The organism is Streptomyces sp. NPDC001070, from assembly GCF_053598835.1.
On the sequence record NZ_JBSFLB010000029.1, the window covers coordinates 78,421 to 103,599 of the forward strand.

22 protein-coding genes, 1 tRNA gene and 1 pseudogene are annotated in these 25,179 nt (G+C 72.4%); 11 read left to right on the plus strand and 13 right to left on the minus strand.

From position 1 onward, the window contains the following. Positions 1 to 374: 374 nt before the first annotated feature. A complete protein-coding gene (gene phoU, locus ACWDAS_RS30900; RefSeq protein WP_450397599.1) occupies positions 375 to 1,055 on the minus strand; it encodes a phosphate signaling complex protein PhoU in 681 nt (226 codons plus the stop codon). A gap of 205 nt (positions 1,056 to 1,260) precedes the next feature. On the opposite strand from phoU, the gene ACWDAS_RS30905 reads away from it, so the two are divergent. Next, the gene (locus tag ACWDAS_RS30905; protein WP_450397601.1) at positions 1,261 to 2,547 is read left to right on the plus strand and encodes a sensor histidine kinase; all 1,287 of its coding nucleotides are present in this window, start codon (positions 1,261 to 1,263) and stop codon (positions 2,545 to 2,547) included. After that, positions 2,544 to 3,224 carry a response regulator transcription factor gene (locus ACWDAS_RS30910; RefSeq protein WP_031525271.1) on the plus strand — a complete coding sequence of 227 codons (681 nt, stop codon included), beginning with the start codon at positions 2,544 to 2,546 and terminating at the stop codon, positions 3,222 to 3,224. The genes ACWDAS_RS30905 and ACWDAS_RS30910 overlap by 4 nt, the downstream gene beginning before the upstream one ends. A gap of 237 nt (positions 3,225 to 3,461) precedes the next feature. Here the strand turns inward: ACWDAS_RS30910 and ACWDAS_RS30915 are convergent, their stop codons facing one another. Continuing rightward, on the minus strand, positions 3,462 to 4,055 hold the full coding sequence (locus ACWDAS_RS30915; RefSeq protein ID WP_450397603.1) for a DUF461 domain-containing protein: 594 nt from the start codon (positions 4,053 to 4,055) through the stop codon (positions 3,462 to 3,464). Between the two features lie 606 nt (positions 4,056 to 4,661). On the opposite strand from ACWDAS_RS30915, the gene ACWDAS_RS30920 reads away from it, so the two are divergent. The 6 genes from ACWDAS_RS30920 to ACWDAS_RS30945 all read left to right on the plus strand — a co-directional run bounded on the left by ACWDAS_RS30920 (position 4,662) and on the right by ACWDAS_RS30945 (position 10,966). Continuing rightward, on the plus strand, positions 4,662 to 5,144 hold the full coding sequence (locus tag ACWDAS_RS30920; protein WP_018559600.1) for a CarD family transcriptional regulator: 483 nt from the start codon (positions 4,662 to 4,664) through the stop codon (positions 5,142 to 5,144). A gap of 214 nt (positions 5,145 to 5,358) precedes the next feature. After that, positions 5,359 to 6,090 (plus strand): 2-C-methyl-D-erythritol 4-phosphate cytidylyltransferase, encoded by a 732-nt coding sequence (ispD, locus tag ACWDAS_RS30925; RefSeq protein WP_450397667.1) that lies wholly within the window; start codon positions 5,359 to 5,361, stop codon positions 6,088 to 6,090. Next, a complete protein-coding gene (ispF, locus tag ACWDAS_RS30930) occupies positions 6,080 to 6,604 on the plus strand; it encodes a 2-C-methyl-D-erythritol 2,4-cyclodiphosphate synthase (protein WP_450397605.1) in 525 nt (174 codons plus the stop codon). The genes ispD and ispF overlap by 11 nt, the downstream gene beginning before the upstream one ends. Positions 6,605 to 6,782: 178 nt before the next feature. Then, a complete protein-coding gene (cysS, locus tag ACWDAS_RS30935; RefSeq protein WP_450397607.1) occupies positions 6,783 to 8,177 on the plus strand; it encodes a cysteine--tRNA ligase in 1,395 nt (464 codons plus the stop codon). A gap of 76 nt (positions 8,178 to 8,253) precedes the next feature. Further along, positions 8,254 to 9,210 carry a 23S rRNA (guanosine(2251)-2'-O)-methyltransferase RlmB gene (gene rlmB, locus ACWDAS_RS30940; protein WP_450397609.1) on the plus strand — a complete coding sequence of 319 codons (957 nt, stop codon included), beginning with the start codon at positions 8,254 to 8,256 and terminating at the stop codon, positions 9,208 to 9,210. Between the two features lie 82 nt (positions 9,211 to 9,292). Continuing rightward, positions 9,293 to 10,966, plus strand: coding sequence for a DoxX family protein (locus tag ACWDAS_RS30945; protein WP_450397611.1), 1,674 nt, complete (start codon positions 9,293 to 9,295; stop codon positions 10,964 to 10,966). A 112-nt stretch (positions 10,967 to 11,078) separates the two neighbouring features. Here the strand turns inward: ACWDAS_RS30945 and ACWDAS_RS30950 are convergent, their stop codons facing one another. From ACWDAS_RS30950 to ACWDAS_RS30960, 3 genes are all read right to left on the minus strand, one after another. Next, positions 11,079 to 11,816 (minus strand): nucleotidyltransferase family protein, encoded by a 738-nt coding sequence (locus tag ACWDAS_RS30950; protein ID WP_450397613.1) that lies wholly within the window; start codon positions 11,814 to 11,816, stop codon positions 11,079 to 11,081. Between the two features lie 30 nt (positions 11,817 to 11,846). After that, on the minus strand, positions 11,847 to 12,260 hold the full coding sequence (locus ACWDAS_RS30955) for a hypothetical protein (protein ID WP_450397614.1): 414 nt from the start codon (positions 12,258 to 12,260) through the stop codon (positions 11,847 to 11,849). A gap of 224 nt (positions 12,261 to 12,484) precedes the next feature. Next, positions 12,485 to 13,603, minus strand: coding sequence for an ABC transporter ATP-binding protein (locus tag ACWDAS_RS30960; RefSeq protein WP_450397615.1), 1,119 nt, complete (start codon positions 13,601 to 13,603; stop codon positions 12,485 to 12,487). 222 nt (positions 13,604 to 13,825) lie between these two features. Here ACWDAS_RS30960 and ACWDAS_RS30965 point away from each other — a divergent pair. After that, positions 13,826 to 13,901, plus strand: a tRNA-Thr gene (locus tag ACWDAS_RS30965). A gap of 1,065 nt (positions 13,902 to 14,966) precedes the next feature. On the opposite strand, the pseudogene ACWDAS_RS30970 reads toward ACWDAS_RS30965, so the two are convergent. The 5 genes and pseudogenes from ACWDAS_RS30970 to ACWDAS_RS30990 all read right to left on the minus strand — a co-directional run. Next, positions 14,967 to 15,423, minus strand: a pseudogene (locus tag ACWDAS_RS30970) (site-specific integrase); the annotation flags it as partial. Between the two features lie 660 nt (positions 15,424 to 16,083). Beyond that, positions 16,084 to 16,353, minus strand: a complete 270-nt coding sequence (locus tag ACWDAS_RS30975; RefSeq protein ID WP_450397616.1) for a chaplin — start codon at positions 16,351 to 16,353, stop codon at positions 16,084 to 16,086. Positions 16,354 to 16,869: 516 nt separating this feature from the next. Continuing rightward, the gene (locus tag ACWDAS_RS30980) at positions 16,870 to 18,891 is read right to left on the minus strand and encodes a glycosyl hydrolase family 28-related protein (RefSeq protein WP_450397668.1); all 2,022 of its coding nucleotides are present in this window, start codon (positions 18,889 to 18,891) and stop codon (positions 16,870 to 16,872) included. A gap of 364 nt (positions 18,892 to 19,255) precedes the next feature. Further along, complete coding sequence (locus tag ACWDAS_RS30985; protein ID WP_450397618.1) at positions 19,256 to 19,594, minus strand: hypothetical protein; 339 nt, start codon at positions 19,592 to 19,594, stop codon at positions 19,256 to 19,258. Between the two features lie 49 nt (positions 19,595 to 19,643). After that, on the minus strand, positions 19,644 to 20,015 hold the full coding sequence (locus ACWDAS_RS30990; RefSeq protein WP_450397619.1) for a winged helix-turn-helix transcriptional regulator: 372 nt from the start codon (positions 20,013 to 20,015) through the stop codon (positions 19,644 to 19,646). A 64-nt stretch (positions 20,016 to 20,079) separates the two neighbouring features. On the opposite strand from ACWDAS_RS30990, the gene ACWDAS_RS30995 reads away from it, so the two are divergent. Further along, positions 20,080 to 20,967, plus strand: coding sequence for an LLM class flavin-dependent oxidoreductase (locus ACWDAS_RS30995; protein WP_450397621.1), 888 nt, complete (start codon positions 20,080 to 20,082; stop codon positions 20,965 to 20,967). Next, positions 20,964 to 22,280 carry an FAD-binding oxidoreductase gene (locus ACWDAS_RS31000; protein WP_450397622.1) on the plus strand — a complete coding sequence of 439 codons (1,317 nt, stop codon included), beginning with the start codon at positions 20,964 to 20,966 and terminating at the stop codon, positions 22,278 to 22,280. Before ACWDAS_RS30995 ends, ACWDAS_RS31000 begins: the two co-directional genes overlap by 4 nt. On the opposite strand, the gene ACWDAS_RS31005 is transcribed toward ACWDAS_RS31000, so the two are convergent. From ACWDAS_RS31005 to ACWDAS_RS31015, 3 genes are all read right to left on the minus strand, one after another. Then, on the minus strand, positions 22,267 to 23,508 hold the full coding sequence (locus ACWDAS_RS31005) for a GDSL-type esterase/lipase family protein (RefSeq protein WP_450397624.1): 1,242 nt from the start codon (positions 23,506 to 23,508) through the stop codon (positions 22,267 to 22,269). The two genes, ACWDAS_RS31000 and ACWDAS_RS31005, sit on opposite strands and share 14 nt — an antisense overlap. Positions 23,509 to 23,697: 189 nt before the next feature. Beyond that, positions 23,698 to 24,672: a zinc-binding dehydrogenase gene (locus tag ACWDAS_RS31010; RefSeq protein ID WP_450397626.1), complete on the minus strand. Its 975-nt coding sequence runs from the start codon at positions 24,670 to 24,672 to the stop codon at positions 23,698 to 23,700. A gap of 81 nt (positions 24,673 to 24,753) precedes the next feature. Beyond that, the gene (locus tag ACWDAS_RS31015) at positions 24,754 to 25,161 is read right to left on the minus strand and encodes an SHOCT domain-containing protein (RefSeq protein ID WP_450397627.1); all 408 of its coding nucleotides are present in this window, start codon (positions 25,159 to 25,161) and stop codon (positions 24,754 to 24,756) included. Between the last annotated feature and the right edge of the window lie 18 nt (positions 25,162 to 25,179).

Sequence of the window (25,179 nt, forward strand, 5' to 3'; positions counted from 1 at the left end):
CCCGTCCGGAGCGAAGCGGACGGGCCCCCGACCCTGAAGAGCGCGGGTGGCCTGGAGCCGGTGGAGTCAGCAGCTGCCGCCGCAGCGGCACGGCGCTCCGGACTGGCAGCCGCATCCGCAGCCTGATCCGCAGCCGCATGCTCCGAGCAGCGGCAGCTCGCGGATGCCGACGGATTGCGGGCTCCCCTCTGGGGACGGCTGGTCGCGGGCGGTGGGCGAAGTGGGGGACTCGGGCATCGTTACCCTCCTCTGCCGTTGGTGACGGCTGCCTGCATGCCTGCCACCAGTGAACGGCGTCCCCCACCGGCGCATCAACGGCGCGCGGAAGCGTTACGCGGGGCGGGCGACGCCCCCGCCCCGCGCGCCGCGCCGTACTACTCCGCCGGGATCGGGGTGGGAGGCGGGGTCAGCTCGTCCGCGTGCTCGCCGGTGACGAGGTAGACGACGCGCTTGGCCACCGAGACCGCGTGGTCGGCGAAGCGCTCGTAGTAGCGGCCGACGAGCGTGACGTCCACGGCCGTCTCGATGCCGTGCTTCCAGCGGTCGTCGAGCAGGTGCTGGAAGAGCGTGCGGTGCAGCTCGTCCATGCGGTCGTCGTCCGCCTCCAGCTGCAGCGCGTCGTCGACGTCCTTGGTGACGATGACCTCGGCGGCCTTGGCCATCAGGCGCTGCGCCAGCTGACCCATCTCCAGGATCGTGCTGTGCAGGTCGCGCGGGACGGCGGTGTTCGGGAAGCGCAGGCGTGCGAGCTTCGCCACATGCCGGGCGAGGTCGCCCGAGCGCTCCAGGTCGGCGCTCATGCGCAGGCTGGTGACGACGATCCGCAGATCGGTCGCGACGGGCTGCTGGCGGGCGAGCAGGGTGATTGCCCGGTTCTCGAGCTCGCGCTGCAGGTCGTCCACCTTCTCGTCGGCGGCGATCACGCTCTCCGCGAGCTTGAGGTCGGCATCGAGCAGCGCCGTGGTGGCCCGCCCGATCGCGGATCCCACCAGCCGGGCCATCTCGACCAGGCCGTCACCGATCGAGTCGAGTTCCTCATGGTATGCGTCGCGCATCGCGTTCCTTTCCTTGCCGCTTCAGCTGTTCGAAAAGAGGATTGTCCTCCAGGCTGACACGCTCCCACGCTCGCGCGCGGACGCGTACCGCCCGAGCATCCGGAATGAATCAGCGCTGACACCACGGTGAACTCTTGGCAACGCGCGTTCGAGAAGACGCTTCCATGGCTGTGGGCCACTCATTCCGTCCCCCTAACCTGGGTGTATGGACGTGAACGCGGCAGTCGCCGCAGCCAGTGCGATCGCCGGGCTCTGTACCGGTGTGATCGCTGTGCTCGCGTTCCGCTGGAGCGAGCGGGAACAGGCCCGCCCCACGCGCACATCCCTGCGGCCCGACGCCGCAGCCGTACTACCGCCGGGCGTGGACACGGTGCTCTCCGTGCTGCGCTCGTCGGCCGTCGTCCTCGACGAGGGCGACACGGTGGTCAAGGCCAGCTCGGCGGCGTACGCCCTCGGACTGGTCCGTGGCGGCAGGCTCGCCGTCGACCAGATGCTGCAGATGGCCCGGGAGACCCGGCGGGACGGCGAGATACGGCAGGTGGAACTGGACCTGCCACGCCGGGGCGCCGGCCGCGGCGAGGGCCTCGCGGTTTCCGCCCGGGTGGCACCACTGGGCTCCCGCCTGGTGCTGCTGCTGGTCGAGGACCTGACCGACGCCCGGCGCATCGAGGCGGTACGGCGCGACTTCGTCGCCAACGTGAGCCATGAGCTCAAGACCCCGGTCGGCGCGCTGTCGCTGCTCTCCGAAGCGGTGATGGACGCCAGTGACGACCCCGAGGCCGTCGAGCGCTTCGCGGGCCGGATGCAGATCGAGGCCGCCCGGCTGACCAGCCTGGTCCAGGAGATCATCGACCTCTCCCGGGTCCAGGACGACAGCCCCCTCGACGACGCCGAGCCCGTCGCCGTCGACGACCTCGTCGCCGAGGCGGTGGACCGCTGCCGCCACCCGGCGAACGCCAAGCAGATCACCATGGTCACCGGCGGTGCCCCCGACCTGCGCATCTGGGGCAACCGCGGCCAGCTCGCGGCCGCGCTCGGCAATCTCGTCGAGAACGCGGTCAACTACAGCCCGGCCCGCACCCGCGTGGGGATCGCGGGCCGCAGGGTCGCCACGCCCAGCGGCGACCTGGTCGAGATCTCCGTGACCGACCAGGGAATCGGCATCTCCGAAAAGGACCGGGACCGCATCTTCGAGCGGTTCTACCGGGTCGACCCGGCGCGTTCGCGCGCCACCGGCGGCACCGGCCTCGGTCTGTCCATCGTCAAGCACGTGGCCGCCTCCCACGGCGGGGAGGTCACGGTGTGGAGCGCCGAAGGCCAGGGCTCCACCTTCACTCTGCGGCTGCCCGAAGCCGCGGCGACCCGGGACGGCCGGGACCGCTCCACCGCCGTGGCGGCGGAGGACGCCGGCCCCGAACCGGGATCCGGCTCTTCCCCCGCCCTCTACGAGACGTTTCCCGATCACATCCCCGCCCCGGAGGTCCTCCCGTGACCCGAGTACTCGTCGTCGAGGACGAAGAGTCCTTCAGTGATGCCCTGTCGTACATGCTCCGCAAGGAGGGCTTCGAGGTCGCCATCTCGGCGACCGGGCCCGACGCGCTGGACGAGTTCGAGCGCAACGGCGCCGACCTGGTCCTGCTCGACCTGATGCTGCCGGGCCTGCCCGGCACCGAGGTCTGCCGCCAGCTGCGGCTGAAGTCCAACGTCCCGGTGATCATGGTCACCGCGAAGGACAGCGAGATCGACAAGGTTGTCGGCCTCGAAATAGGAGCGGACGACTACGTCACGAAGCCCTTCTCCTCCCGCGAGCTGGTCGCTCGCATCCGCGCGGTCCTGCGCCGCCGTGGCGAGCCGGAGGAAATCTCCCCCGCCGCCCTGGAGGCCGGCCCGGTCCGGATGGACGTCGACCGGCACGTCGTCACGGTGGGCGGAGGCAAGGTCGACCTGCCGCTGAAGGAGTTCGACCTCCTGGAGATGCTGCTGCGCAACGCGGGCCGGGTGCTGACCCGTATGCAGCTCATCGACCGGGTCTGGGGCGCCGACTACGTCGGGGACACCAAGACCCTCGACGTCCACGTCAAGCGCCTCCGCGCCAAGATCGAGCCGGACCCGGGTGCGCCGCGCTACCTGGTGACGGTCCGTGGCCTGGGCTACAAGTTCGAGCCGTGAACCGCACGCGGAAGGGGAGGCCGGACGGAGTCCGGCACAGCGCTGCGAAGCCCGTGAGGCCCCCTGGGGGCCGGGCGGTGCGAGGAGCGCACGCGGGATCGGGCTCGAGCCGCACCCGGGTGCGCCGCGCTACCTGGTGACGGTCCGTGGCCTGGGCTACAAGTTCGAGCCGTGAACCGCACGCGGAGGGGGCCCCGGGAGCACATCGCTCCCGGGGCCCCCTCCGCGTGGTCGGTGTCAGCCGGCGGGCGACGAGGTGACCGTCTCCGTCGCGGTGGGCGAGGCCGTCCCGGTGGCGCCCTCGGCGGGCGACCCGCTCGGGCTTGCCGACTCGCTCGGCGCGGCCTTCTGGGTCGGGCCGAACGACGCGTAGTAGCCGGCCGCGGGCAGTGCGAGGGCCTGCAGGGAGACCTCGCCGGTCTTGCTGAAGTCGAAGACGACCTTCTGGAAGTCGCCGTCGTTCTTGCTCTCGGAACCCCCCTTGAAGAGGGCCGCCGGGTTGCCGTCGCCGCCGAGCAGCAGGGAGCTGTGGCCCGGCACCGTGATCGGGGCGGACAGGTCGGCGTCCTTGGAGCCGACCTTGACGGACTGCAGGGTCTGCTCGTCGTCGCCGTTGTTGAAGACCTTGGCCGTCACCGAGGAGGAGCCGTCGGAAGTGGCCTGCGTGAGCACCACGACGTTCTGGACCTCGATGTCGCCGACGCTGGTGGCGGCGTTGTCCGGCCTGATGCGCAGCGTGTCGGCGCTGTTCCCGGCGGCGCAAGCGGTGAGCGGGGCGATCGAGAGTGCGAGGGCGGCGGCGAGGACGCCGCGTCGAAGGCTGCTGCTCACGGCGGCGGCATCTCCTTGGGCGGGGTACGGAGGTACGGACGTACGGGACTTACGGCTTACCTGGTGCTGGCTTAGGTTACCGAGCCCGTGTTCCGTGCCCGCACCGGGCCACCCCTCGGCGGGGCGAGGCTTCACCCGCCCGGGTGTCCCGGAGGCGTCCTGAGGGCCCCTGACGGCCCTTCGCGGGGCTCCGGCGCGTACCGGCGCGGTCCTGACGGAATCCATTCCGGGATTCCGCCGAACGATTCCCGCCACTGCGGCAAGATCCATTTCCTGTTCAACCACCGGACGGAAATCCGGTGTGGTACGAAAATGGATCACGGGAAGCCCTCGGGGGCCGAACGGAGTAGCGAGAGACCCCCCGCAAGAGAGCGACAAATCGGGATGTTCCTCCCCTTGCTTCGGCCGTCCGTGGGGTGTAACGGGCGCGTTTCCGGCCCCCTCGATACCGGCTCCGACCTGCGAATTCCGCCTTCCGGTACCCACTCGCAGCACGTTCCAGGCGCACTTGTCAAGCCCCGAGATATGCCCTGACCTGCGAAAACGCCATTCAGAACCAGCCGTTCCCGTGTTACCCTGGATAGCCACGGAAGGGGTACCTGTCACATGACGTTCAAGGTTGGCGACACCGTGGTCTATCCCCATCACGGGGCCGCGCTGATCGAGGCCATCGAAACTCGCCAGATCAAAGGCGTGGACAAGACCTACTTGGTGCTCAAGGTCGCCCAGGGCGACTTGACGGTACGCGTGCCCGCGGACAATGCGGAGTTCGTCGGCGTGCGCGACGTGGTCGGTCAGGAAGGGCTGGACCGGGTCTTCGAGGTGCTGCGCGCACCGTACACCGAGGAGCCCACGAACTGGTCCCGCCGCTACAAGGCAAATCTGGAGAAGCTCGCCTCCGGCGATGTCATCAAGGTCGCGGAAGTCGTGCGTGACCTGTGGCGTCGTGAGCGGGAGCGCGGGCTGTCGGCCGGCGAGAAGCGCATGCTCGCCAAGGCCCGCCAGATCCTGGTCAGTGAGCTCGCGCTCGCGGAGAACACCAACGAGGACAAGGCCGAGACCCTCCTCGACGAGGTCCTCGCGTCCTGACGCGGATTTCCGCTGCGGTGCCCGGTGCGTCCCATACGCCGGGCACTGCGGCATGCCAGAACACCTTCCCGGCATTTCGACGGCGCCGAGGAGCCCCCTCGTCTTCGTTCGCGCGCCGCTTCCCCCTGCATACTGAGTGCCGGGCCCGGGCAGCCGGCCCTGTCGGTGTCACGGAAGGGTCCGACAGGGGCTTCGTGCCCGGCACGTTGAGGCGATACCCATTTCGGCCAAGGACACAAACCTGACTACCGCGGCAGTCATTCCCGCCGCCGGACGCGGAGTCCGGCTCGGCCCCGGTGCGCCCAAGGCGCTGCGCACCCTGGGCGGCGTTCCGATCCTCGTGCACGCCGTGCGCGCCATGACCCGCGCCCGCGCGGTGTCACTGGTCGTCGTGGTGGCGCCCCCGGACGGGGTCGCCGAGGTCAGGGCGCTGCTGGACAGCCACGGCCTGCCCGAGGCGAAGGACATCAAGGTCGTCGCCGGCGGCGAGAGCCGCCAGGAATCGGTACGGCTGGGGCTGGCCGCGCTGCCGGACGAGGTCGAGGTGGTGCTCGTCCACGACGCCGCCCGCCCGCTCGTGCCGGTCGACATGGTCGACGCCGTCGCCGCCGCCGTACGGGAGGGCGCCTCGGCCGTCGTGCCGGGAGTGCCGCTCGCCGACACGGTCAAGGAGATCGCCCCGGCCACCGACACCGTCGTCGGCACCCCGGACCGCTCGCTGCTGCGCGCCGTGCAGACCCCCCAGGGCTTCGACCGGGCGACGCTGCTCAAGGCGCACACCACGGTCACCGGCCAGGTCACGGACGACGCGAGCATGGTCGAGCGGCTCGGCGTCCCGGTGCTGGTCGTACCGGGCCACGAGGAGGCCTTCAAGGTCACCCGCCCGCTGGATCTCGTCCTCGCCGAGGCGGTCCTCGCCCGCCGGAGGGCCGCCGATGAGTACTGAGCCGACGGGCGCCGAGCAGGACCCCGCGATCCCGCCGCTGCCCCAGGTGGGGATCGGCACCGACATCCACGCCTTCGAGGCCGGCCGCGAGCTGTGGGTCGCCGGCCTGCTCTGGGAGGGCGAGGGCGACGGCCTCGCCGGGCACTCCGACGCCGACGTCGTCGCGCACGCCGCCTGCAACGCGCTGTTCTCCGCCGCGGGGATGGGCGACCTGGGCGCGCACTTCGGCACCGGAAGGCCGGAATGGTCGGGCGCGTCCGGTGTGACCTTGCTCACGGAGGCCGCCCGGATCGTCCGCGAGGCGGGCTACGCCATCGGCAACGTGGCGGTCCAGGTCATCGGCCCGCGCCCCAAGATCGGCAAGCGCCGCGACGAGGCGCAGGAGATCCTGTCCGCCGCGGTGGGCGCCCCTGTGGCGGTCTCCGGCGCGACGACCGACGGCCTGGGCTTCACCGGACGTGGCGAGGGACTGGCCGCGGTCGCCACCGCACTGGTGGTCCGCCGGGCGAAGTGACGTGCGGCGGGAGTGAGTTGCCCGGCCGCCCGCGGGCCGCGCCGTCCGTCGTACGGGTGAAGCGCGCGGCCTCCGGCCGGCCCCCGCGAGCCGCTCCACGGTGCCCCCGGGCGTTACGACACCGTGAAGCTCACGCCGAGCGGACGGCGCACGCACCCGGGGCCACTACCCTTGATGCGTGACTATTCGCCTGTACGACACCAACGCGCGCCAGGTCCGTGACTTCACCCCGCTCCGGCCGGGCTGCGTCTCGATCTACCTGTGCGGCGCGACCGTGCAGGCGGCCCCGCACATCGGGCACATCAGGTCCGATCTGAACTTCGACATCATGCGGCGCTGGTTCGCCCACCGCGGCTACGACGTGACCTTCGTCCGCAACGTCACGGACATCGACGACAAGATCATCGCCAAGTCCGCCGAGCAGGGCCGCCCCTGGTGGGCGATCGGCTACGAGAACGAGCGGGCCTTCAACGAGGGCTACGACGTGCTCGGCTGCCTGCCGCCCACGTACGAACCGCGCGCCACCGGCCACATCCCCGAGATGATCGAGATGATGCGCGGCCTCATCGAGCGCGGCCACGCCTACGAGTCCGAGGGCAACGTCTACTTCGACGTCCGCTCCTTCCCCGGCTACCTGGAGCTGTCCAACCAGGAGCTGGACAACCTCCGCCAGCCGGAGAGCGAGGGGGAGACCGGCAAGCGCGACCAGCGCGACTTCGCCATGTGGAAGGCCGCCAAGCCCGGCGAGCCCTCCTGGGAGACCCCATGGGGCCGCGGCCGGCCCGGCTGGCACCTGGAGTGCTCGGCGATGGCCCACAAGTACCTGGGCAGCGCCTTCGACATCCATGGCGGCGGGATCGACCTGATCTTCCCGCACCACGAGAACGAGATCGCGCAGGCCAAGGCGTACGGCGACGACTTCGCCGCGTACTGGATGCACAACGCCTGGGTCACGATGAGCGGCGAGAAGATGAGCAAGTCGCTCGGCAACTCGGTCCTCGTGAGCGAGATGACCAAGCGCTGGCGGCCCATCGTGCTGCGCTACTACCTCGGCACCCCGCACTACCGCTCGATGATCGAGTACAGCGAGGAGTCGCTGCGCGAGGCCGAGTCGGCGTTCGCGCGGATCGAGGGCTTCGTGCAGCGGGTCGTCGAGATGGCGGGCCCGGTCGAGCCGGCCGCCGAGGTGCCGCCGGCCTTCGCCGAGGCGATGGACGACGACATGGGCGTCCCGCAGGCGCTGGCGATCGTCCACACCACCGTCCGGCAGGGCAACTCGGCGCTCACCGCCGACGACAAGGAGACCGCCGTCGCCCGCCTCGCCGAGGTGCGCGCGATGCTCGGCGTGCTCGGCCTGGACCCGCTCGACGAGCACTGGTCCGGCGGCGAGCGCAGCGAGGACCTGCACGGGGTCGTGGACTCGCTCGTCCGGCTGGTGCTGGAGCAGCGGGAGTCGGCCCGCGGGCGCAAGGACTACGCGACCGCCGACGCCATCCGCGACCGGCTCCAGCAGTCCGGGCTGGAGATCGAGGACACCCCCTCCGGGCCGCGCTGGTCGCTCGGCTCCCGGTAGCCGGGCGCCCGCGCCATCATTGACACGTACGTTCGTTCACGCAGTAGCAGCAACAGCAGCAGGAAACAGGTGACCCATGGCCGGCAACAGCCAGCGCAGGAACCGCCGCACGTCCAACAAGAAGGGCGCCACGGTCGGTAGCGGCGGGCAGCGGCGCAGGGCCCTGGAGGGCAAGGGCCCCACCCCGCCCGCGGAGGCGCGCAAGGGGCACGCCAAGCAGCGTGCCGCGAACGCCAGGGCCAAGCGCGCCGCGTCCGCGCAGTCGCGCCGCCCCTCGGGCCGGGGCGCCAAGTCCACCTCCGAGCTGGTGGCCGGGCGCAACCCGGTGGTGGAGGCGCTGCGCGCCGACATCCCGGCCTCGGCGGTCTACGTCCAGCAGTTCATCGACAACGACGAACGGGTGCGCGAGGCCATCAAACTCGCCACCGAGCGCGGCGTCCCGCTGATGGAGGCCCCGCGCCCGGAGCTGGACCGCATCACCAACGGGCTCAACCACCAGGGCCTGGTGCTGCAGATCCCGCCGTACGAGTACGCCCACCCCGAGGACCTCGCCGCCGAGGCCTTCGACGCAGGCGAGGACCCGCTGATCGTGGCACTGGACGGGGTCACCGACCCGCGGAACCTCGGCGCCGTCGTCCGCTCCGTCGCCGCCTTCGGGGGCCACGGGGTCGTCGTCCCCGAGCGCCGCGCCGCCGGGATGACCGCCGGTGCCTGGAAGACCTCGGCCGGCACCGCCGCCCGGGTCTCGGTCGCCCGCGCCACCAACCTCACCCGGACGCTGGAGGCGTACCAGAAGGCGGGCCTCACGGTCGTCGGCCTCGCCGCCGACGGCGAGCTCGAGCTCCAGGACCTCGAGGCGCTCGCCGGGCCGGTCGTCATCGTCGCGGGCTCGGAGGGCAAGGGCCTGTCCCGGCTCGTCGGCGAGACCTGCGACCTGCGCGTGCGCATCCCGATGCCGGGCGGCGCCGAGTCGCTGAACGCCGGCGTCGCGGCGGGCATCGTGCTCTACGAGGCGGCGCGCCGCCGGGCCTGAACCGGCCGTAACCCCTGATTGACGGGCCTCGGACACAACGGGGCCCGTCACACAGTGTCCTTATCGGGTGTCACTCGGTTAGATGAGTGTGGACACCAGAACACCCCGCACTCCTCCGGGGGGACGGTCGTCGGCGGTCACTGACGAGCCTGTGCTCAACATGCTCAAGGTCTCCTCCGACCCGGCCCAGGTCATCGTCAATCACGCGAGTTTCCGCGTGCAGCTCGGCGCTACGTCGGGACGCGCGCTGGCGAGGACCCAGCGCGTCCCCGTCATTCCCACCTCCGTACGACCCTCCGCCGCCGCGCAGCGGCGCGGCGCGCCCCTGGTGTGGTCCGGGCGCAGCGAACCCGGCGACGCCGCCGCCACCCAGCTGCTCGCGGCCGTGCGCCACGGCCAGATGGACGGCGGCCCGGACGTGGGCGCCGCGACGCAGGTGCTGCCGCGGATCGAGGAGCCGCCGCAGCCCGTCCTCGGCCCGCCCCGCCGGCCGCCGGCGCCCGGCGAGATGCTGGGCGGCATCCGCCCCGCGCGCGGCGCCTACGACGACTACCTCGACCCCGAGGACACCGGTGAGTTCGCCTACGCCGCGCCGCACGGCGCCCCCGGCGACCCCGGTGACGAGGACACCGACTTCGAGTCGTACGGGGAGCCCGGCAGCGAGCACGGCCGCGCCCGCGACCGGGCCGAGCCGATCCGGCACGCCTACTACCCCGGCCGCCGCATGAACCTCGGCATCGTGCTGCTGCCGCTCCGCATCTTCCTGGGCTTCATCTCCATCTACGCCGGCATGGGCAAGCTCTGCGACCCCGTCTACTTCGACGGCGGCAAGCGCGGCTCGATGGTGACCTGGCTCGGCTCGCTCCACCCGTGGGGGATGGCCGAGCCGCTGCGCGATCTCGCGCTGGCGCACCCCATCGGTGCCGGGCTGACGGTGGCCTTCCTGCAGGTCATCGCGGGTGTGCTGACGGTCTTCGGGCTCTGGCAGCGGTTCGCGGCGTCGATCGGCGTGATGCTGTCGACGGCCCTGCTGGTGACGGTGAGCTGGCGGACCGTGCCGGCCTACGACACGCCCGACATCATCATGCTGGCCGCCTGGAGCCCGCTGGTCATCGCCGGCGCACCGGTCTACTCCGCCGACGGCCGCCTGGCGAGCGAGGCCTGGCGCAAGCTCGGCCCGCGCACCCCGCTGTGGGAGCTGCGGCGCCGGGTGCTGCGGCGCGGCGCGGTGCTCGCCACGGTGCTGGCCGGGCTCTCGCTGGTCGTCGGGGCCACCCTCGGCACCGCCGTACGGTCCACCAGCCCGCGCTCCGAGCTCCCGGCCCCGACCGACCTGCCGACCAACAACCTCGAGGGCTCCCCGCTGCCCGAGGTGCCCGGCGAGAAGTCGGCCAGGCCCTCCACGGCCCCCTCGGCGGGCCGTTCCGGCGGTCCCTCGTCGTCCCCGTCCCCCTCGCGTCCGGCGCCCGGAGCGGCGTCCTCGGCGCCCAACGCCACGCACTCACGCCCCGGCTCCACGAACACCGGTACCGGGGGCGGCACCGGCGGCGGACCTTCGCAGACCGTGCCGTCCGTCCCGTCCCGCCCGACGCTGCCGAGCAACCCGCCCACGACGGGCGGCGGCAACGGCGGCGCCGGCGGCGGTGGCGGCTCCTCCGACAGCGGCGGCGCCCTCGGCGGGCTGCTGGGCAGCGGAGAGACCTCCGGCTGGCTGTTCGGCGCCCCGGCGCGGCACGGGTCCGGCAAGGTCGCGTAACGCCCGTACGGCACACGAGAAGAGGCGGCCGGAGGTTCTCTCCTCCGGCCGCCTCCTCGTCGTTGCCGTCGTGCCGCGGTGCGCCCCGGCCCGCCGCGTACGGCGCGTGCGCTCACGCCTGGGAGGCGAGCTCCTTCGCGGCCTCGGTCAGGTCCTTCGCGGTGTCGATGGCCCGCCAGTACGCGCCCTGGGGCAGCGGGAAGCCCGCGAGCCGCCGTTCCCGGGCGAGTTGGGGGAAGGTGGTGCGCTCGTGGTCACCGCGCTCCGGGAGCAACTCGGTGAACTCGGGGGAGAAGACGTAGACGCCCGCGTTGATGAGGAACGGCGAGGGCGGCGCCTCGATGAAGTCCAGGACATGGCCGAACTCGTTGGTCTCCACGGCGCCCCACGGGATGCGCGGCCGGGCCAGTGCCAGCGTGGCGACCGCGGCGCGCTCGAAGTGGAAGGCGGCCATATCCCGCAGCGAGAAGCGGGTCCAGATGTCGCCGTTGGTGGCGTACCAGGCCTCCTGCGGCCGGGGCAGCGAGGCGGCGGCGTACTTCAGGCCGCCGCCGCGTCCCAGCGGCTCGCGCTCGATGACGGTGGTCACCCGCAGCGGCAGGTCGGCCGCCGCGCCGGCGAGCCACTCCTGGAGGACCTCAGCGAGGTGGCCGCACGAGACCACGGCGTCGGTGACGCCCTCGGCGGCCAGCCAGGCGAGTTGATGGCCGATGATCGGGACCCCGGTCCCGGGGATCTCGATCATCGGCTTGGGGAGGGTGTCGGTGTAGGGCCTCAGGCGGGAGCCCTGTCCTCCGGCGAGGAGGACGGCCTGGGTCACCGCCTGGGAGGTCGGGGGCGCGCCGTTCATGAGCGCACCCTACGCGACCCGGCTCGCGGGTCATCCGAGGGAGGCCACGCCCGTCGCGAAGGCGGTGTCGCAGACCGGACGCGACCAGGCCTGGGCGCGCTGCACCGAGCCGTACTTGGCGACCGCGGCCCGGCCGAGGGACCTGGCGATCGAGCCGCAGTACTGCGCCAGCGAGGGCCGCTCGGCCATCTCGCGCTGCAGGTGCGTCAGGGCGATGCCGGGGTTCTTCTCCTGCAGCTCGCCCAGCAGGCTGCGGCGGAGCACCTCCTGCGGGGCCGACCGCTCGGACAGCGCGTTCTTCTGGTGCGAGGCGGTGAGGACTTGGGCCTCGGACGCCGAAGTGGCCCACGGGACGCGGGTGACGGCGAGGGTGCCTGAGAGCACGAGGACGACCGGGAGGACGAGGGCGAGTGACTTGCCGATGCGGCGGGCTACCTGGTTCACGGCAGCGATGGTAGCGAGGAGTGATGATTTGGCGACATTTAGCCACTCTGATGAGTGATGAATGCCCCTTGATCAACTACGTGCACATTGACGAACATGGTCGAAACGCCTTCCTATGGCAGGAAATGTGGTGTTATGCGCGGCCTGGGAACGGCCGTGGCCCGGCCCCCCTTGCGCGGGGGCCGGGCCACGTGTGTCCGTCGCGGAGCTCCGAGCTCGGTGGCTCAGTCGCTCAGACGCTCACCGCTGGAGGTCGAGAAGACGTGGCTCTCGCCGGCACGCGGAACGACGTGCAGCACGGAGCCCTTCTCCGGCACCTGGCGGCCGCCGACGCGGATGACCAGGTCCTTGTGCTCGCCGCCGACCTCGGCCGAGCCGTAGACGAAACCGTCCGCGCCCAGCTCCTCGACGACGTTCACCGTCACGGCCAGGCCCGCCGGCGCGTCCTTGGACAGGCCGGAGCCGTCACCGTTGACGATGTCGAAGTGCTCCGGGCGGACGCCGACGGTGACCGTGCGGTCGCCCTTGTCGGCCGCGGCCTGCACCGCGTCACGCTCGACCGGCACCACCGAGTTGCCGAACTTCACGCCGCCGTCGGCGATCGGCACCTCGACCAGGTTCATCGCCGGCGAGCCGATGAAGCCCGCGACGAAGAGGTTGGCCGGCTTGTCGTACATGTTCCGCGGGGTGTCGACCTGCTGCAGCAGACCGTCCTTGAGGACCGCCACGCGGTCGCCCATGGTCATGGCCTCGGTCTGGTCGTGGGTGACGTACACCGTGGTGACGCCGAGGCGGCGCTGCAGCGAGGCGATCTGCGTACGGGTCTGGACACGGAGCTTCGCGTCCAGGTTGGACAGCGGCTCGTCCATGAGGAACACCTGCGGCTCACGCACGATCGCGCGGCCCATCGCCACACGCTGGCGCTGACCACCGGAGAGCGCCTTCGGCTTGCGGCCCAGGTACTCGGTGAGGTCCAGGATCTTGGCGGCTTCCTCGACCCGCTTGCGGATCTCGGCCTTGTTCACGCCCGCGATCTTCAGGGCGAAGCCCATGTTGTCCGCGACCGTCATGTGCGGGTACAGCGCGTAGTTCTGGAACACCATGGCGATGTCCCGGTCCTTGGGCGGAAGGTGGGTGACGTCCCGGTCACCGATCCGGATCGCGCCGGCGTTGACGTCCTCCAGGCCGGCCAGCATGCGGAGGGAGGTCGACTTGCCGCAGCCCGACGGGCCGACGAGGACGAGGAACTCGCCGTCCTCGATGTCGATCTGAAGCGCGTCGACGGCGGGGCGCTCGGACCCGGGGTAGATCCGGGTTGCCTTGTCAAAGGTGACAGTGGCCATGGTGATGCGTTCCCTTCACCGGCAGGAACGTGCCGGACGATCCGAGTAAAGGAATGAGGTCTAGTCCACAAGGCGTGGACCTCCCGTGACGCTACCCGCACCGCCCCGCTTTGTCAGCACCCTCCCGGCCCCGAATTCCCGAGTCCTCCCCCCTCCCCGCCTGGGTACACTTCTCGTGGCCCCACCCGTCGTCCGGCCATCCCGGAGCGGGCACGGTGCCGTGCCGCCTTAGCTCAGCTGGTAGAGCACCGCTCTTGTAAAGCGAAGGTCGTCGGTTCGAACCCGACAGGCGGCTCCAGTTGGGAGCAGCGACAACGCCCCGGACCATGATCGGTCAGGGGCGTTCGACATCCACGGGTGACATCGACCTGGGCGGTCACTCACGGTCGAGACGACGCCCGGGCAGGTGGTCCAAGTGGCTGACGGCCTCACACTGTGTGGCGGATGTCACGTGCGTGTGGACGTCCGTCGTGATGCCGATCCGGCTGTGCCCGGGGATCCCCGTCACCACGCGGGGAGCGACGCCAGCCGAGGCGAGGAAGCCCCCACCGGCTGATGCGCGCGGTGCAGACCTCCCCATGGCCGGGCACCGCAGGGCTCCTTCTGCTCAGAAATGCCGTACGGGTGCGCCGTGGACGGCGGTCCTACCCGATGGAGGCTGCAACGGTGCGGGCCGGCGCTCGCCACAAGTGCCGATCTCCGACGGCACGAGGCCCCCACCGCAGTTGCCGCGGTGGGGGCCTCGTCATCGTGGGGCGGATCATCACTGCGCGCGCCCCACTTGGCAAGCCCGGCATTGGCAGGCCGGGCAGAGTTCGTGTCGCCCCTGGTCGGTGACCACGGTTCCCCAGCCGAGGCATACCTCGCAGTCGCGGGCCAGGGGCACATCGGGGCGAGGGGCGGCGCGGGCGGCACCGCCGGCTCCGTAGGACATGGTGGGCTCCTCAGAGGCGCAGCGATGCGACCGTTTTGGGGTTTTTATGCGGTTACTTCAGGTATACACCCCGACGCGCGCCGGCGGGCGCCCTCAATGGCAAAGCCTGCCGGGAACGAGAAGCCCCCGGCACGGCAGTGCGGCGAGGGCCTCTCGTGCCCACGGGAGGCATCTGGGGGGATCCCTCGGGCACTGCGCCCGGACTCCTCCCGCCAGGGAGCGGGCGCCGGCTGGGCGGCGCACAGGGATGACGGGCGGCCCCGCCCGGCTCGAGCCGAGGAACCAGGGCGGGGCCGTGGTCCCAGGATGCGGTGCCGGCGGGGCGCCCGCATGACGAAGGCCGGCGCTCGCCACGAGCGCCGGCCCTCTGCTCTCCGCGCGGGCGGTCACTCACGGGCGAGGCGACGCCTGAGCAGGCGCTCCATGTGGCTGACGGCCGCTCCTGGGGGTGTCCTCGTAGAGCTCGCCGCCGACGCGCTGCACCTGCTTGCTGAACCGCAAGACCCGGTCGCCGAGGTCCATGCCCGGCCGGCGGAGCCCCGTCTCCACGTCGCGGGCCGATGGCGACGGCCAGGACGAGGGCGGCGTAGAGCGGATCGCGACGGGCCTCCTCCAGGAACGTCAGCGTTTCGTCCAGCGTCCAGGGAGGCAGCCCGCGGCCGACGGCCTTGGGCGGCTCCACGAGCGAGGCGACGTTCCGGGTCGCCAGTTCCTCCCGGCAGGCCGCGGTGAGGGCCGTACGGAGCACGCGGTGGGCCTCTGTGGCCGTGGCAGGAGTCGTCCGGCGGGACACCTCGGCGACGAAGGTCCGTACGTCACGCGGCCCCGGGGACTCCAGCCGCTCGGAGCCGAGCAACGGCGCCGGGTGGAGCCGTACGTGCTGGTCGTCGGCCGCGGGGACGGGGAGGGCTCCGCGGTGGGCGGCGGCGCGGATGGCGGGCCGGGTCACCACGCCTCTGGCGGCCTCCTGCACCCGCACCACCAGACCGAGCGCTCGGCCATGCCCGGCAGCACTGCGGCGACCTCGGTGACGCGCATGCCAAAGCGCGGCGGCGCGCGGCCCGCGTCCGGCCGCGCCCACGCCTCCGGTCTTCGCCCGCTCGGCGCGCCGTCCGCCCACATGGACACCGGGGCACAAGGCCGGATTCGGCGCGAGCCTCGAAGATCACGGCCTCACGCCGGGCACTGACGGGCAGGTCCACAAGCCTGCCCGATCCGCGGGCCGGCGCAAGGGGCCCTGATCACTCGCGCCCGAAGCAGCTCCCGGTCAAAGTCGCTGCACCGACCTCACACCCGACAGCAAGGGACCGGGGCCGTCTTCGGTCTATGTATCCGGCTGTATGCCCGTGCGCGTCTGGTAAAGCGTCTCCGTGGTGCCGGCTTGGCGATATCCGAGACTGAATCAGGTGTGCGATGGACGACTCCGGTCGCCAGTCGTCGGTGCTCGGGCATGGCAAGGGCCCCGACTCAAGGCGGCGCGGAGGAAGGCGCGTTGTGTTTCGGGGCCCGAAGAGCGACGGCGGTGACCAACCGCGTCGCCGCTGTCTTAACTGTTGATGCAGACGTTGCCGAGCGTCGGGTTCAGCAGGGCGAAGTGGTTGTGCGTGTTGCCGCAGAGGTTCGTCGGGAGGTTCAGCGGATGCTGGAACACGTTGCCGCTGTGAAAGCCTGGCGATCCGACGGCAATTGCCTTGGCCGTCGCACCACTCCCATTGTCATGGCCGCCCTTGCCGTCGGCGAAGGCCGCGCCGGTGCTTCCCACGGCTGCCGCCGCAGCAGTGGCGGTCAGGAGAACAGTCTTGGCCAGACGATGCATAGCCACCTACCTCATTCGATGATTCGGTCTTGGGTCCTGCTCAACGAACGGGGCAGAACACTGCAACGCCAAGTCCCCCGAACAGCCGCAAGGCCGGAATCCGGCCCAGGGCCGGTACCGCGGCGGCACCGTCCGGAAGGCTCCTCGCGACACCCAGGTGTCCCTGTACTTCCGGCCCCGCGGGGCCAGGAGCCACCGGTACGTGCACGCCCTGGGCGTCGACGCCAAGGGCCGATTCGCCGATCCGGAACGGGCGACTCGGGACGGCACCTGGACCGTGACCTTCGGCAAGGCGACCGGACCGGCCATCTCGTCGGCAACACGGCCTCGGATTACGTCGACGTCCGCCCGGAGCGACCCCCGCCCTTCCCGCCTTCCCCTGACCGGGCCCGTCGGTTTCCGCTCCGGTGACGATCGCGTAGGCGCGTACGGGGAAGGCCCCCATGCCGGCCACGGCCGGGGTCCCCCGCGGAGGCGGACTCGCGCGGGACCCCGCGGGTCAGGTCCGGGCGGGGCTCACCAGGGGGACGGGGCCGGGGGAACGACGACCGGAGGGCGGTCGTCGCAGGTGATGGTGTTGGGCAGCTCCCATGTGCCCAGCCACGGGCCGGTGGTGCCCCCGCCGTCGTTGCCGCCGAGGTCGTTCAGGGAGAACTCGGAGCCGGTGGCCGGGAAGTTGAAGGAGCCGCAGTTGTCGACCCCGACCGCGCCGACGTTGCGGGCGTCCACGTTCTCGAAGGACGCCGAGCCCGCGGCCCGGGCGCTGACGACCGAGGTGCCGGTGCCGCCCACCCGGACGTCCTTGAAGTGCACGTCCGTGATCGAGTACGTGTCCTTCACCGGCCAGTCGGTGACCAGCATGATCGCGTTGTAGGTGCTGTCGAGGAAGTGGTCGCCGGTCACCCGGATGTCGGCGTCGATGTTCCGCTCCAGTGCGTAGAACCAGATCGCGCCGAGGCCGATGTTCCAGTTCAGCTCGTACGTACCGGCCCGCACGGTGGTGTTGTCGGTGATCCACAGATGCCCGGTGAACGGCTGGGCGCCGAAGCGGGAGCCCACCTGGAGGGCGCTGCCCTCACGGATGGGGTCGGCGATCAGGTTGCCGGAGACGGTGTTGTCCGTGCCGCCGTAGATCGCGATGCCGTTGGCGAGCACGGGCGTCTGCACGGTGTTGTGGTCGAAGGTGTTGCGGGCGTTGCCGGTCTTCTCCGACCACATCGCCAGCCCGTCGTCACCGGAGTTGCGGACGAAGTTGTCGCGGACGACCGAATCCGTCACGCCGGTGTGGAAGTTGAGGCCGTCGGCGATCTGGTCGGTGATGACGTTGCCGGTGATCCGCAGGTTCGACATCGGGCCGTCGAACCACATGCCCACCTTGGTGTGGTGGATGTACAGGCCCTCGACGGTGGAGTCGCTCATCGCCCCGCCGACGCCGTTCACCTGGTCGGTGTCGATGCGTTCGCTGACGTCGCCCTCGATCGCGAAGCCCGACAGGTGGACGTCGCGGCTGCCGCCGGCCGACGCGTCCTTGCCGTAGAAGCCGACGCCGGTGTGGACGGAGCCTCCCCCAGCCTCCGGCTTGGGGGACCCTCCTGGCGCGGGGGAGTCGAGCGCGACCTCCTTGCCCTTGATGATCGTGTACCAGCTGCCGGCGCCCTCGATCGTCACGTCGTCCACGATGATGTGCCGGTTGACCCGGTACGTGCCCGGCGGGATGTAGACCTTCAGGTGCGCGCGGCGGGCGAAGGCGATCGCCTTGTCGAGGGCGCTCGCGGAGTCCCGGCGTCCGGTCGGGTCGGCGCCGAAGGCGAGCACGTTCGCGGCGAGGAGCGAGACGCGGGGCGGGGCGACCAGTTGTGAGTCGAGGAGGTCGACGGTCGTCGGCACGGCCCCGGCGCGCGCCGGGACGGTCAGCCGGATCCTGTCGCCCGCCTTGTACGTGCGGCCCAGCAGGAGGCGCTGCTCGTCGTAGAAGTGGTTCGGCCGGAAGGGCTTGGAGATCACCGGTGCCGGGGTGGTCGCGTTGGGGACGCAGCCGCACTCGGTGATCCACCAGTCGTCGTGGAGCAGCCCGGCCTGCGGGTCGTTGGAGAAGGGGTACTGGTTGTAGAGCCAGGCGTACTGGGAGGTCAGCGTCATCGTCGTGCGGGCGCGGCCGTTGACGGTCACGTCGAGCGGCGCGGTGATGCCGCCCCCGCCCGGCGCGTCGGGGATGCTGTACCGCACGGTGATCGCGTTGGCGGCGCCCGGGAGCGTGAACTCCACGTACCGGCCCGGCTCCAGGGTGACCGCCTTCCGCCCGGACGCCTCGGCCGGGAGCGTGTAGGCGCTGCGGTCGGGGCCGATGACCTCGCCGTTCGTCGCAGCGTTCTCCGCCTCCTGCTCTTCGAACCCCAGGTCGGCGCCGCGCCCCGCGACCAGCGCCGGATCCAGCGCCGCCCGCGTCACGACCGGACCTGTCGCTCCCTGCGCCGGCACGGCACCCGCCTGCGCCGTACCGGCGACCGGCCCGATGCCGATGCCGACGCCGGCCGCCATCGCGACCACTGCCACGGCTCTTCGCCACGCTCTCCTGCTGCTGCTCCGTGTCCGTGTCATCCCCAGCTCTTCTCTCGTAAGGCGCGACCGCCCGGGACGTTCGAGGCGGAGCGGACGTCATGAGGTGAGGCGACAGTAGGGACCGGCCGTGCCGCCCCACAAGGCTCATGCGCGATGTTTTCGGTCTGATGCCGACAAGGTGCGGATGCGTGTTCATTTTTTGCGATGCTTACGTGACTCGTTGCGGAATTACGGGGCTGAGGGGTTGCGCGCGCCGGGCAACGGGTCTCCGCGCGCGGACACCTTCGTCCACACGCGGAGACCAAGGGAGGGGCGCCGCGCGCCGCGCTGCTGCCGGAGCCCGCTACCGGGGCAGGCTCACCCAGTTCTGCCCCGGCAGGGGCGCGGGGGTCCACTCCAGGTCCGGGTGCCGGATCAGAAAGGCGAGGTAGGCGATCGCGGCCGCCGTCCCCACGGCTCCGAGCGCCATGGCCGTGACGGACCGGCCCCGGCTCGCGCCCTCGCGGGACGCGGTGCGGTACGCGACGAAGCCGAGCCCGGCGCCCGAGAGGCCGGCGGGCAGCGCGATGAGCCACGTCAGCATCCAGAAGGGGCGGCAGAACCAGAAGGCGACGGAGCAGGCGCCCAGGACGACGGCGGCGCGGGGCAGTCGGTCGTGGTTTCCGGTCCCGGCGTCGGTCATCCGGTGGTCAAACCAGGGTCGTTCCGCCTTGACCAGTGGCCGGACCGGGTCAGGCGGCCGACGGGTCCGCGTCCGGGGGTGCCGGGGCGGGGGCGTGGCGGAGGCCGTAGGCGATGAGGGGTTCGAGGGCGGTGAGGAGTTCGGTGCCGCGGGCGGAGGGGTGGTAGAGGACCTGGACCGGTGTGCTGGGGACGACCTCGCGGGTCATGAGGCCGAGGGCCTCCATTTCCTTGAGGCGCCGGGAGAGCAGGCGGTCGGAGATGCCGGGCACCATGCGGCGGTAGTCGGTGAAGCGGCGCGCGCCGCGCGCCGCGGCCAGCAGGACGGCGCCGGTCCAGCGGCGGCCGACCTGTTCGAGGACGGCCTGGAAGGCGGTGCAGGCCTCGGCGTCGATGTCGGGGTCCGTGTCGCGAAAGGTCACTTACCAAAGGTTAGCCGCTAATCCCTTTCTTTGCCGGTGACCCCGGCCCCCCGACGCTGAAGCCATGAACACCACCGACCGTCCACAACCGCTCCGCTTCGGCCTGAGCCTCGACCCGGACGCCGGCCGGCTGCCGGAGACGCTGGAGCTGGCCGCCGCCGCGGACGCCGCGGGGCTGGATCTGCTCGCCCTGCAGGACCACCCGTACCAGCCCGAGCACCTCGACGCGCTGACGCTGGCCGCCCACGTGGCGGCCCGCACCTCGCGGATCTCCCTGTTCACCGATGTCGCCGACCTGCAGCTGCGGCCCCCGGTCATGCTGGCCAAGGCCGCGGCCAGCCTCGCCGCCGTGTCGGGCGGCCGGTTCCGGCTCGGCGTCGGCGGCGGTGGCATCCCCGAGGCGATCGCCACGATGGGGGCACCCCCGCGGACGCCGCGGGAGACCGTGGCCTACACGGAGGAGTCCCTGCGGATCATGCGGCAGGCACTGGACGGCGGACCGGTACGGCACCGCGGAGAGATGCTCACGGTGCCCGGCTACCAGGCGGGCCCGGTGCCGCCGCGACGGGTGGAGCTGTGGCTCGGCGGACAGCGGCCGCGCATGCTGGCGGTCGCCGGCCGGGCGGCGGACGGCTGGATCTCGCCGCTGAACATCTACGTGCCGCCCCAGGAGGTGCCGGAGCGGCAGCGGATCATCGACGAGGCCGCGCGCGCCGCCGGGCGCGACCCGGCGCGGATCCGCCGCATCTACAACGTCATCGGCGTGATCGGCGGCTCCGGGGCCCCGGGCATGAACGGCGGCGTCGGCCGGTGGGCGGACACCCTCGCCGAGTGGGCGACCGCGCTGCGCTTCGACACCTTCGTGTTCTGGCCGCTCACCGCGCACCGGCAGCAACTGGAGGTCTTCGCCGCCGAGGTCGTGCCGGCCGTCCGCGAGCGGGTGGGCCGATGACGACCGCCGCGTTCGCCGCCCCGGGGGCGCTCAAGGGGCGGACCGTGCTGCCCGGTGATCCCCGCTACCCGCTGCTGAGCTCCACCTACACCGCCATCGCCCGCCCCGCCGCCGTGGTCCTGGTCCACGACGCCGGCGATGTCGCCGCCGCGCTGGCGGCGGCCCGCGCGCAGGGCCTGGCCGTCTCCGTACGCAGCGGAGGCCACGGGCTGTCCGGCCGGTCCTCCAACGACGGAGGGGTGGTCATCGACCTCTCGGCCCTCGACGGCGTCCGGGTCCTGGACCGCGCCGCCCGCCTGGTGCGGGTCGGGGCGGGCGCCCGCTGGGGCTCGGTGGCGGCCGCGCTCGCCCCGCACGGTCTGGCCATCAGCTCGGGCGACCACGGCAACGTGGGGGCCGGCGGCCTGGCCACCGCCGGCGGCATCGGCTGGCTCGCCCGTGTGTACGGCCTCACCGTCGACCGGGTCCGTGCCGTCGAGCTCGTCCTGGCCGACGGGACCGCGCTGCGCGCCGACGCCGCGCACCACCCGGACCTGTTCTGGGCGGTGCGCGGCGCGGGCGGGGGCGTCGGGATCGTGACCGCCTTCGAGATCGAGGCGATGGAACTGGGGGACATCGGCGTCGCCCAGCTCGTCTACGAGGCCGACGCGGACGGTGCCGCCCTCGCGCACTGGGCGTCCGCGACGGCCGCCGCACCGCGCACGCTCACCTCCGCCGCCCTGATCGTGCCGAACGGGCCCGGCCTGGCGCTCTCCGTCTCCGTGGCCGTGGCCGACGACGACCCCGACCACGTGCGCGACACCCTCGGGCCCCTTCTGGCCGGACGCCACCGCCCGCTCCGGGCCTCCGCGCACATGGCCCCGTACACCGCGCTCGTCTCCACCGCGCACCAGCACCCGAACACCGGGCAGCAGCCCGTCGTGAGCACCAACTCCCTGCTGCCCGGGATGACCCGGGACGCGGCGCGCGCCGTCATGGCGGCGGCGGGCGACCGGCGCCGGCCCGCCTTCGTCCAACTGCGCTCCCTCGGGGGCGCGATCAACGACACCCCGGCCGACGCCACCGCGTACGCGCACCGCACCGCGCAGGTCCTCGCGCAGGGCAACCACTTCCCGCCGTACGCGGCGCAGGACCTCCGACACGTGTGGGCGCCCGTCCGGGACCACGCCACCGGCTCGTACGTGAACTTCGAGAGCGGCACCGGCCCCGACGTCTTCGACCGCGCCTACCCCGGGGCCACCGGCGCGCGGGTGCGCGAGCTGTGGCGGCGCCACGACCCGGACGGCGTCCTGCGCCCGCTCACACCCGGCTGACCGGGCCGCGTCCCGCCCCGCGCCGCTCCGCGAAGGGCCCGCCGGGGCCGAAGGCGAGCGCCGCGAAGCGCCGGCCCATCCGCCGGTACCCCGCGGCGTTGGGGTGCAGGTTGTCGGGCAGGTCGGCGACGTCACCCGGGCCGAACAGCCGGCGGCCGTCCAGGTAGTGCAGATGCCGGTCGCCGGAGGCGGCGCGGGCGGCGACGATGCGGGCCAGCTCGGCCCGGATGACGGTGAGCGTCAGGGCGCCGCCGGGTACGTCCGCGGGGCTGCCCATCGCCACGACCCGCGGGACGGGGGCGGACAGGTCCGGCGCGGTCGGGCCGGGAGTGGTCTCGACGACGGGGCAGCTGATGGGCGAGACCACCAGCAGCGGGGTGTCCGGATGCCCCTCCCGGACGGTGTCGAGGAAGCCGTGCACCGCCGGGCCGAAGGAGCGCAGCCGGAAGGCGTCCCGGTTCACGATGTTGATGCCGAGCTTCAGGCTGATCAGGTCGGCCGGCACGTCCCGGATCGTCCGGGCGACGTACGGGTCGAGCATGGCGTTGCCGCCGAGCCCGAGGTTGAGCAGTTCCGCCCCGGCCAGGGCCGCGGCGAGCGCGGGCCAGGTGGCGGTCGGGGAGTCGGCCGCGGCGCAGTGGCTGATGGAGCTGCCGTGGTGGATCCAGCGGCGCCGGCCGGTCGGGCGCGGCGGCAGCACCTCGGCGTCCGCCCACAGCCCGACGAGCTCGGTGCGGGTCTGCTGCGGCAGCCACAGCTCGACGTCCTTCTCGCCCCCGGGCAGGTCGCCGAACCTGACGCGTCCCGGTGCCCCCGGCTCGCGCCGCGAGGGCTCGGCGAAGAGGTCCGGCTTGTGGAGCACGTCCCCGGGCGGTGCGGGGACGCTGCCGGCGCGTGCGCCGTCGACCACCAGGTCGACGACTCCGGCGGGCAGCGGTTCGGAGGTCCCCGCCAGCTGCCACACCGAGGTCAGCAGCTCCAGTTCGATCGTCCGGGCCGCGGTGCGGAACGCCAGCCGTACGCCGGACGGCAGGGCGGTCACCTCGTCCATGAAGACGTCGGGGTACTGCGCGCGGGTCCACGCCGGCAGGCGGCGCGGCAGCAGACCGGCGCTCGTCCGCTCCAGGTCGAGGGCGCCGCGGATCTCCACCGGGCCGCCGGTCAGCGGGACCGCGCGCAGCGCGTGCGTGGCTGTTGTCACGTTTTCCCCCTGCCCGCGACCCGCCATGGGCACACGGCCGCGCCATCGGATCCGGCGCCCGGCGCCGCGCCGGCGCCGATGGGCTCGCCACCGGGGCGGTCACACACGACGGGGCCCCGGGGCCGCGCCCTGTGCGCCGCGGGCGGGCGGATCTTCCGGCAACGAGGCGGAGAGCCGTCCTGGAAAGGGCAGGGGGCAGCGGTTCGGCGGCGGCCCCTACGGGACCAGGACCACCTTGCCCATCGTGCCGCGGCTCTCCAGCGCCGCGTGCGCGCCGGCGGCGTCGGCGAGCGGGAAGCGCTGCACGGCGGGGGTGAGCCGCCCGGCCGCCCATTCCGCCAGGGCCTCCTCCTCCAGCGCGCGCAGCCCGATCCGCAGCATGGCGGGACCCAGGACGACCTCGGAGGTGATGCCGCGCGCGGCCAGTTCCCCGGCCGTGAACTCCAGTGGCCCCCCGGACGCCCAGCCGTACACCACGTGCCGTCCGCCCGGGCCGAGCAGCCCCACCGCGCCGCGGCCCAGGTCGCCGCCGACCGCGTCGAGGACGACCGTGCCGGGCCGCCCGTCCAGGGCCTCCCGGGCCCTGTCCGTCCAGCCCTCCGCGGAGTAGTCGACGGCGGCGTCCGCGCCCAGGGCCAGCACCCGTCCGGTCTTGACCGGCCCGCCCGCCAGGCCCAGGACGCCGGCGCCGGCGTTCCGCGCGGCCTGTACCAGCAGGCTGCCCAGACCGCCCGCCGCCGCGGTGACGACGGCCGTGTCACCGGGGCCCAACGGGGCCTGGCGCAGGATGCCCATGGCCGTGCGGCCGGTGCCGATCATGGCGACGGCCTCGGCGGCGTCGCGGCCCTCGGGCAGCACGTGCAGCTTGCCGACGGCGGTGACGGCGAGTTCGGCGTAGCCGCCCGGCACCATGCCCAGGTGGGCGACGACGCTCCTGCCGAGCCACTCGGGACCGACGTCCTCCCCGGTGGTCTCCACGGTGCCGGCGACCTCGCGGCCGGGGATCGTGGGCAGCGGCGGCAGCGGGTACGGGCCCTTGGGGTCGCCGGAGCGGATGGCGGTGTCGATCACGTGGACACCGGCGGCGGCGACGGCGATGCGCACCTCGCCGGGGCCGGGCTGCGGGTCCTCGGCCTTCTCGTACCGCAGGTTCCCGGCCGGGCCGAAGGCGTGGAGACGGATGGCGTGCACGGTGCTTCCCCCTGGACACATCGGCAGTGGGCGGTCGGATGATCCGCACCGCCCACTGTTCGACCTCAACCCCGCTTGAGGTCAAGCGAGGAGCTTCGCCTTCGCCTTGGCGTACTCCTCGTCGGTGATGTGACCCTGGTTCTTGAGCTCGGCGAGCTTGGCCAGCTGGTCGACGTTGCCGCCCGCCGCCCCGCCGTCGCCCGAGGCGGCCTCGCGCACGTACTGCTTGAAGGCCGCGTCCATCTCCTTCGCCTGCTTCTGGTCGCGCTCGGCCATGCCCTTGCCGCGGGCGATGATGTAGATCAGCACGCCGATGAAGGGCAGGAAGATCAGCAGGATGATCCAGCCGGCCTTGGCCCACCCGCCCACCGTGTGGTCACGGAAGAGGTCGCCGATGATCCTGAAGAGCAGGAAGAACCACAGCACCCAGCAGAAGATCAGGAGCATGGTCCAGAACAGGTTCAGCAGCGGGTAGTTGTAGTCGTCCATGCCCCAAGTGGACGTCGG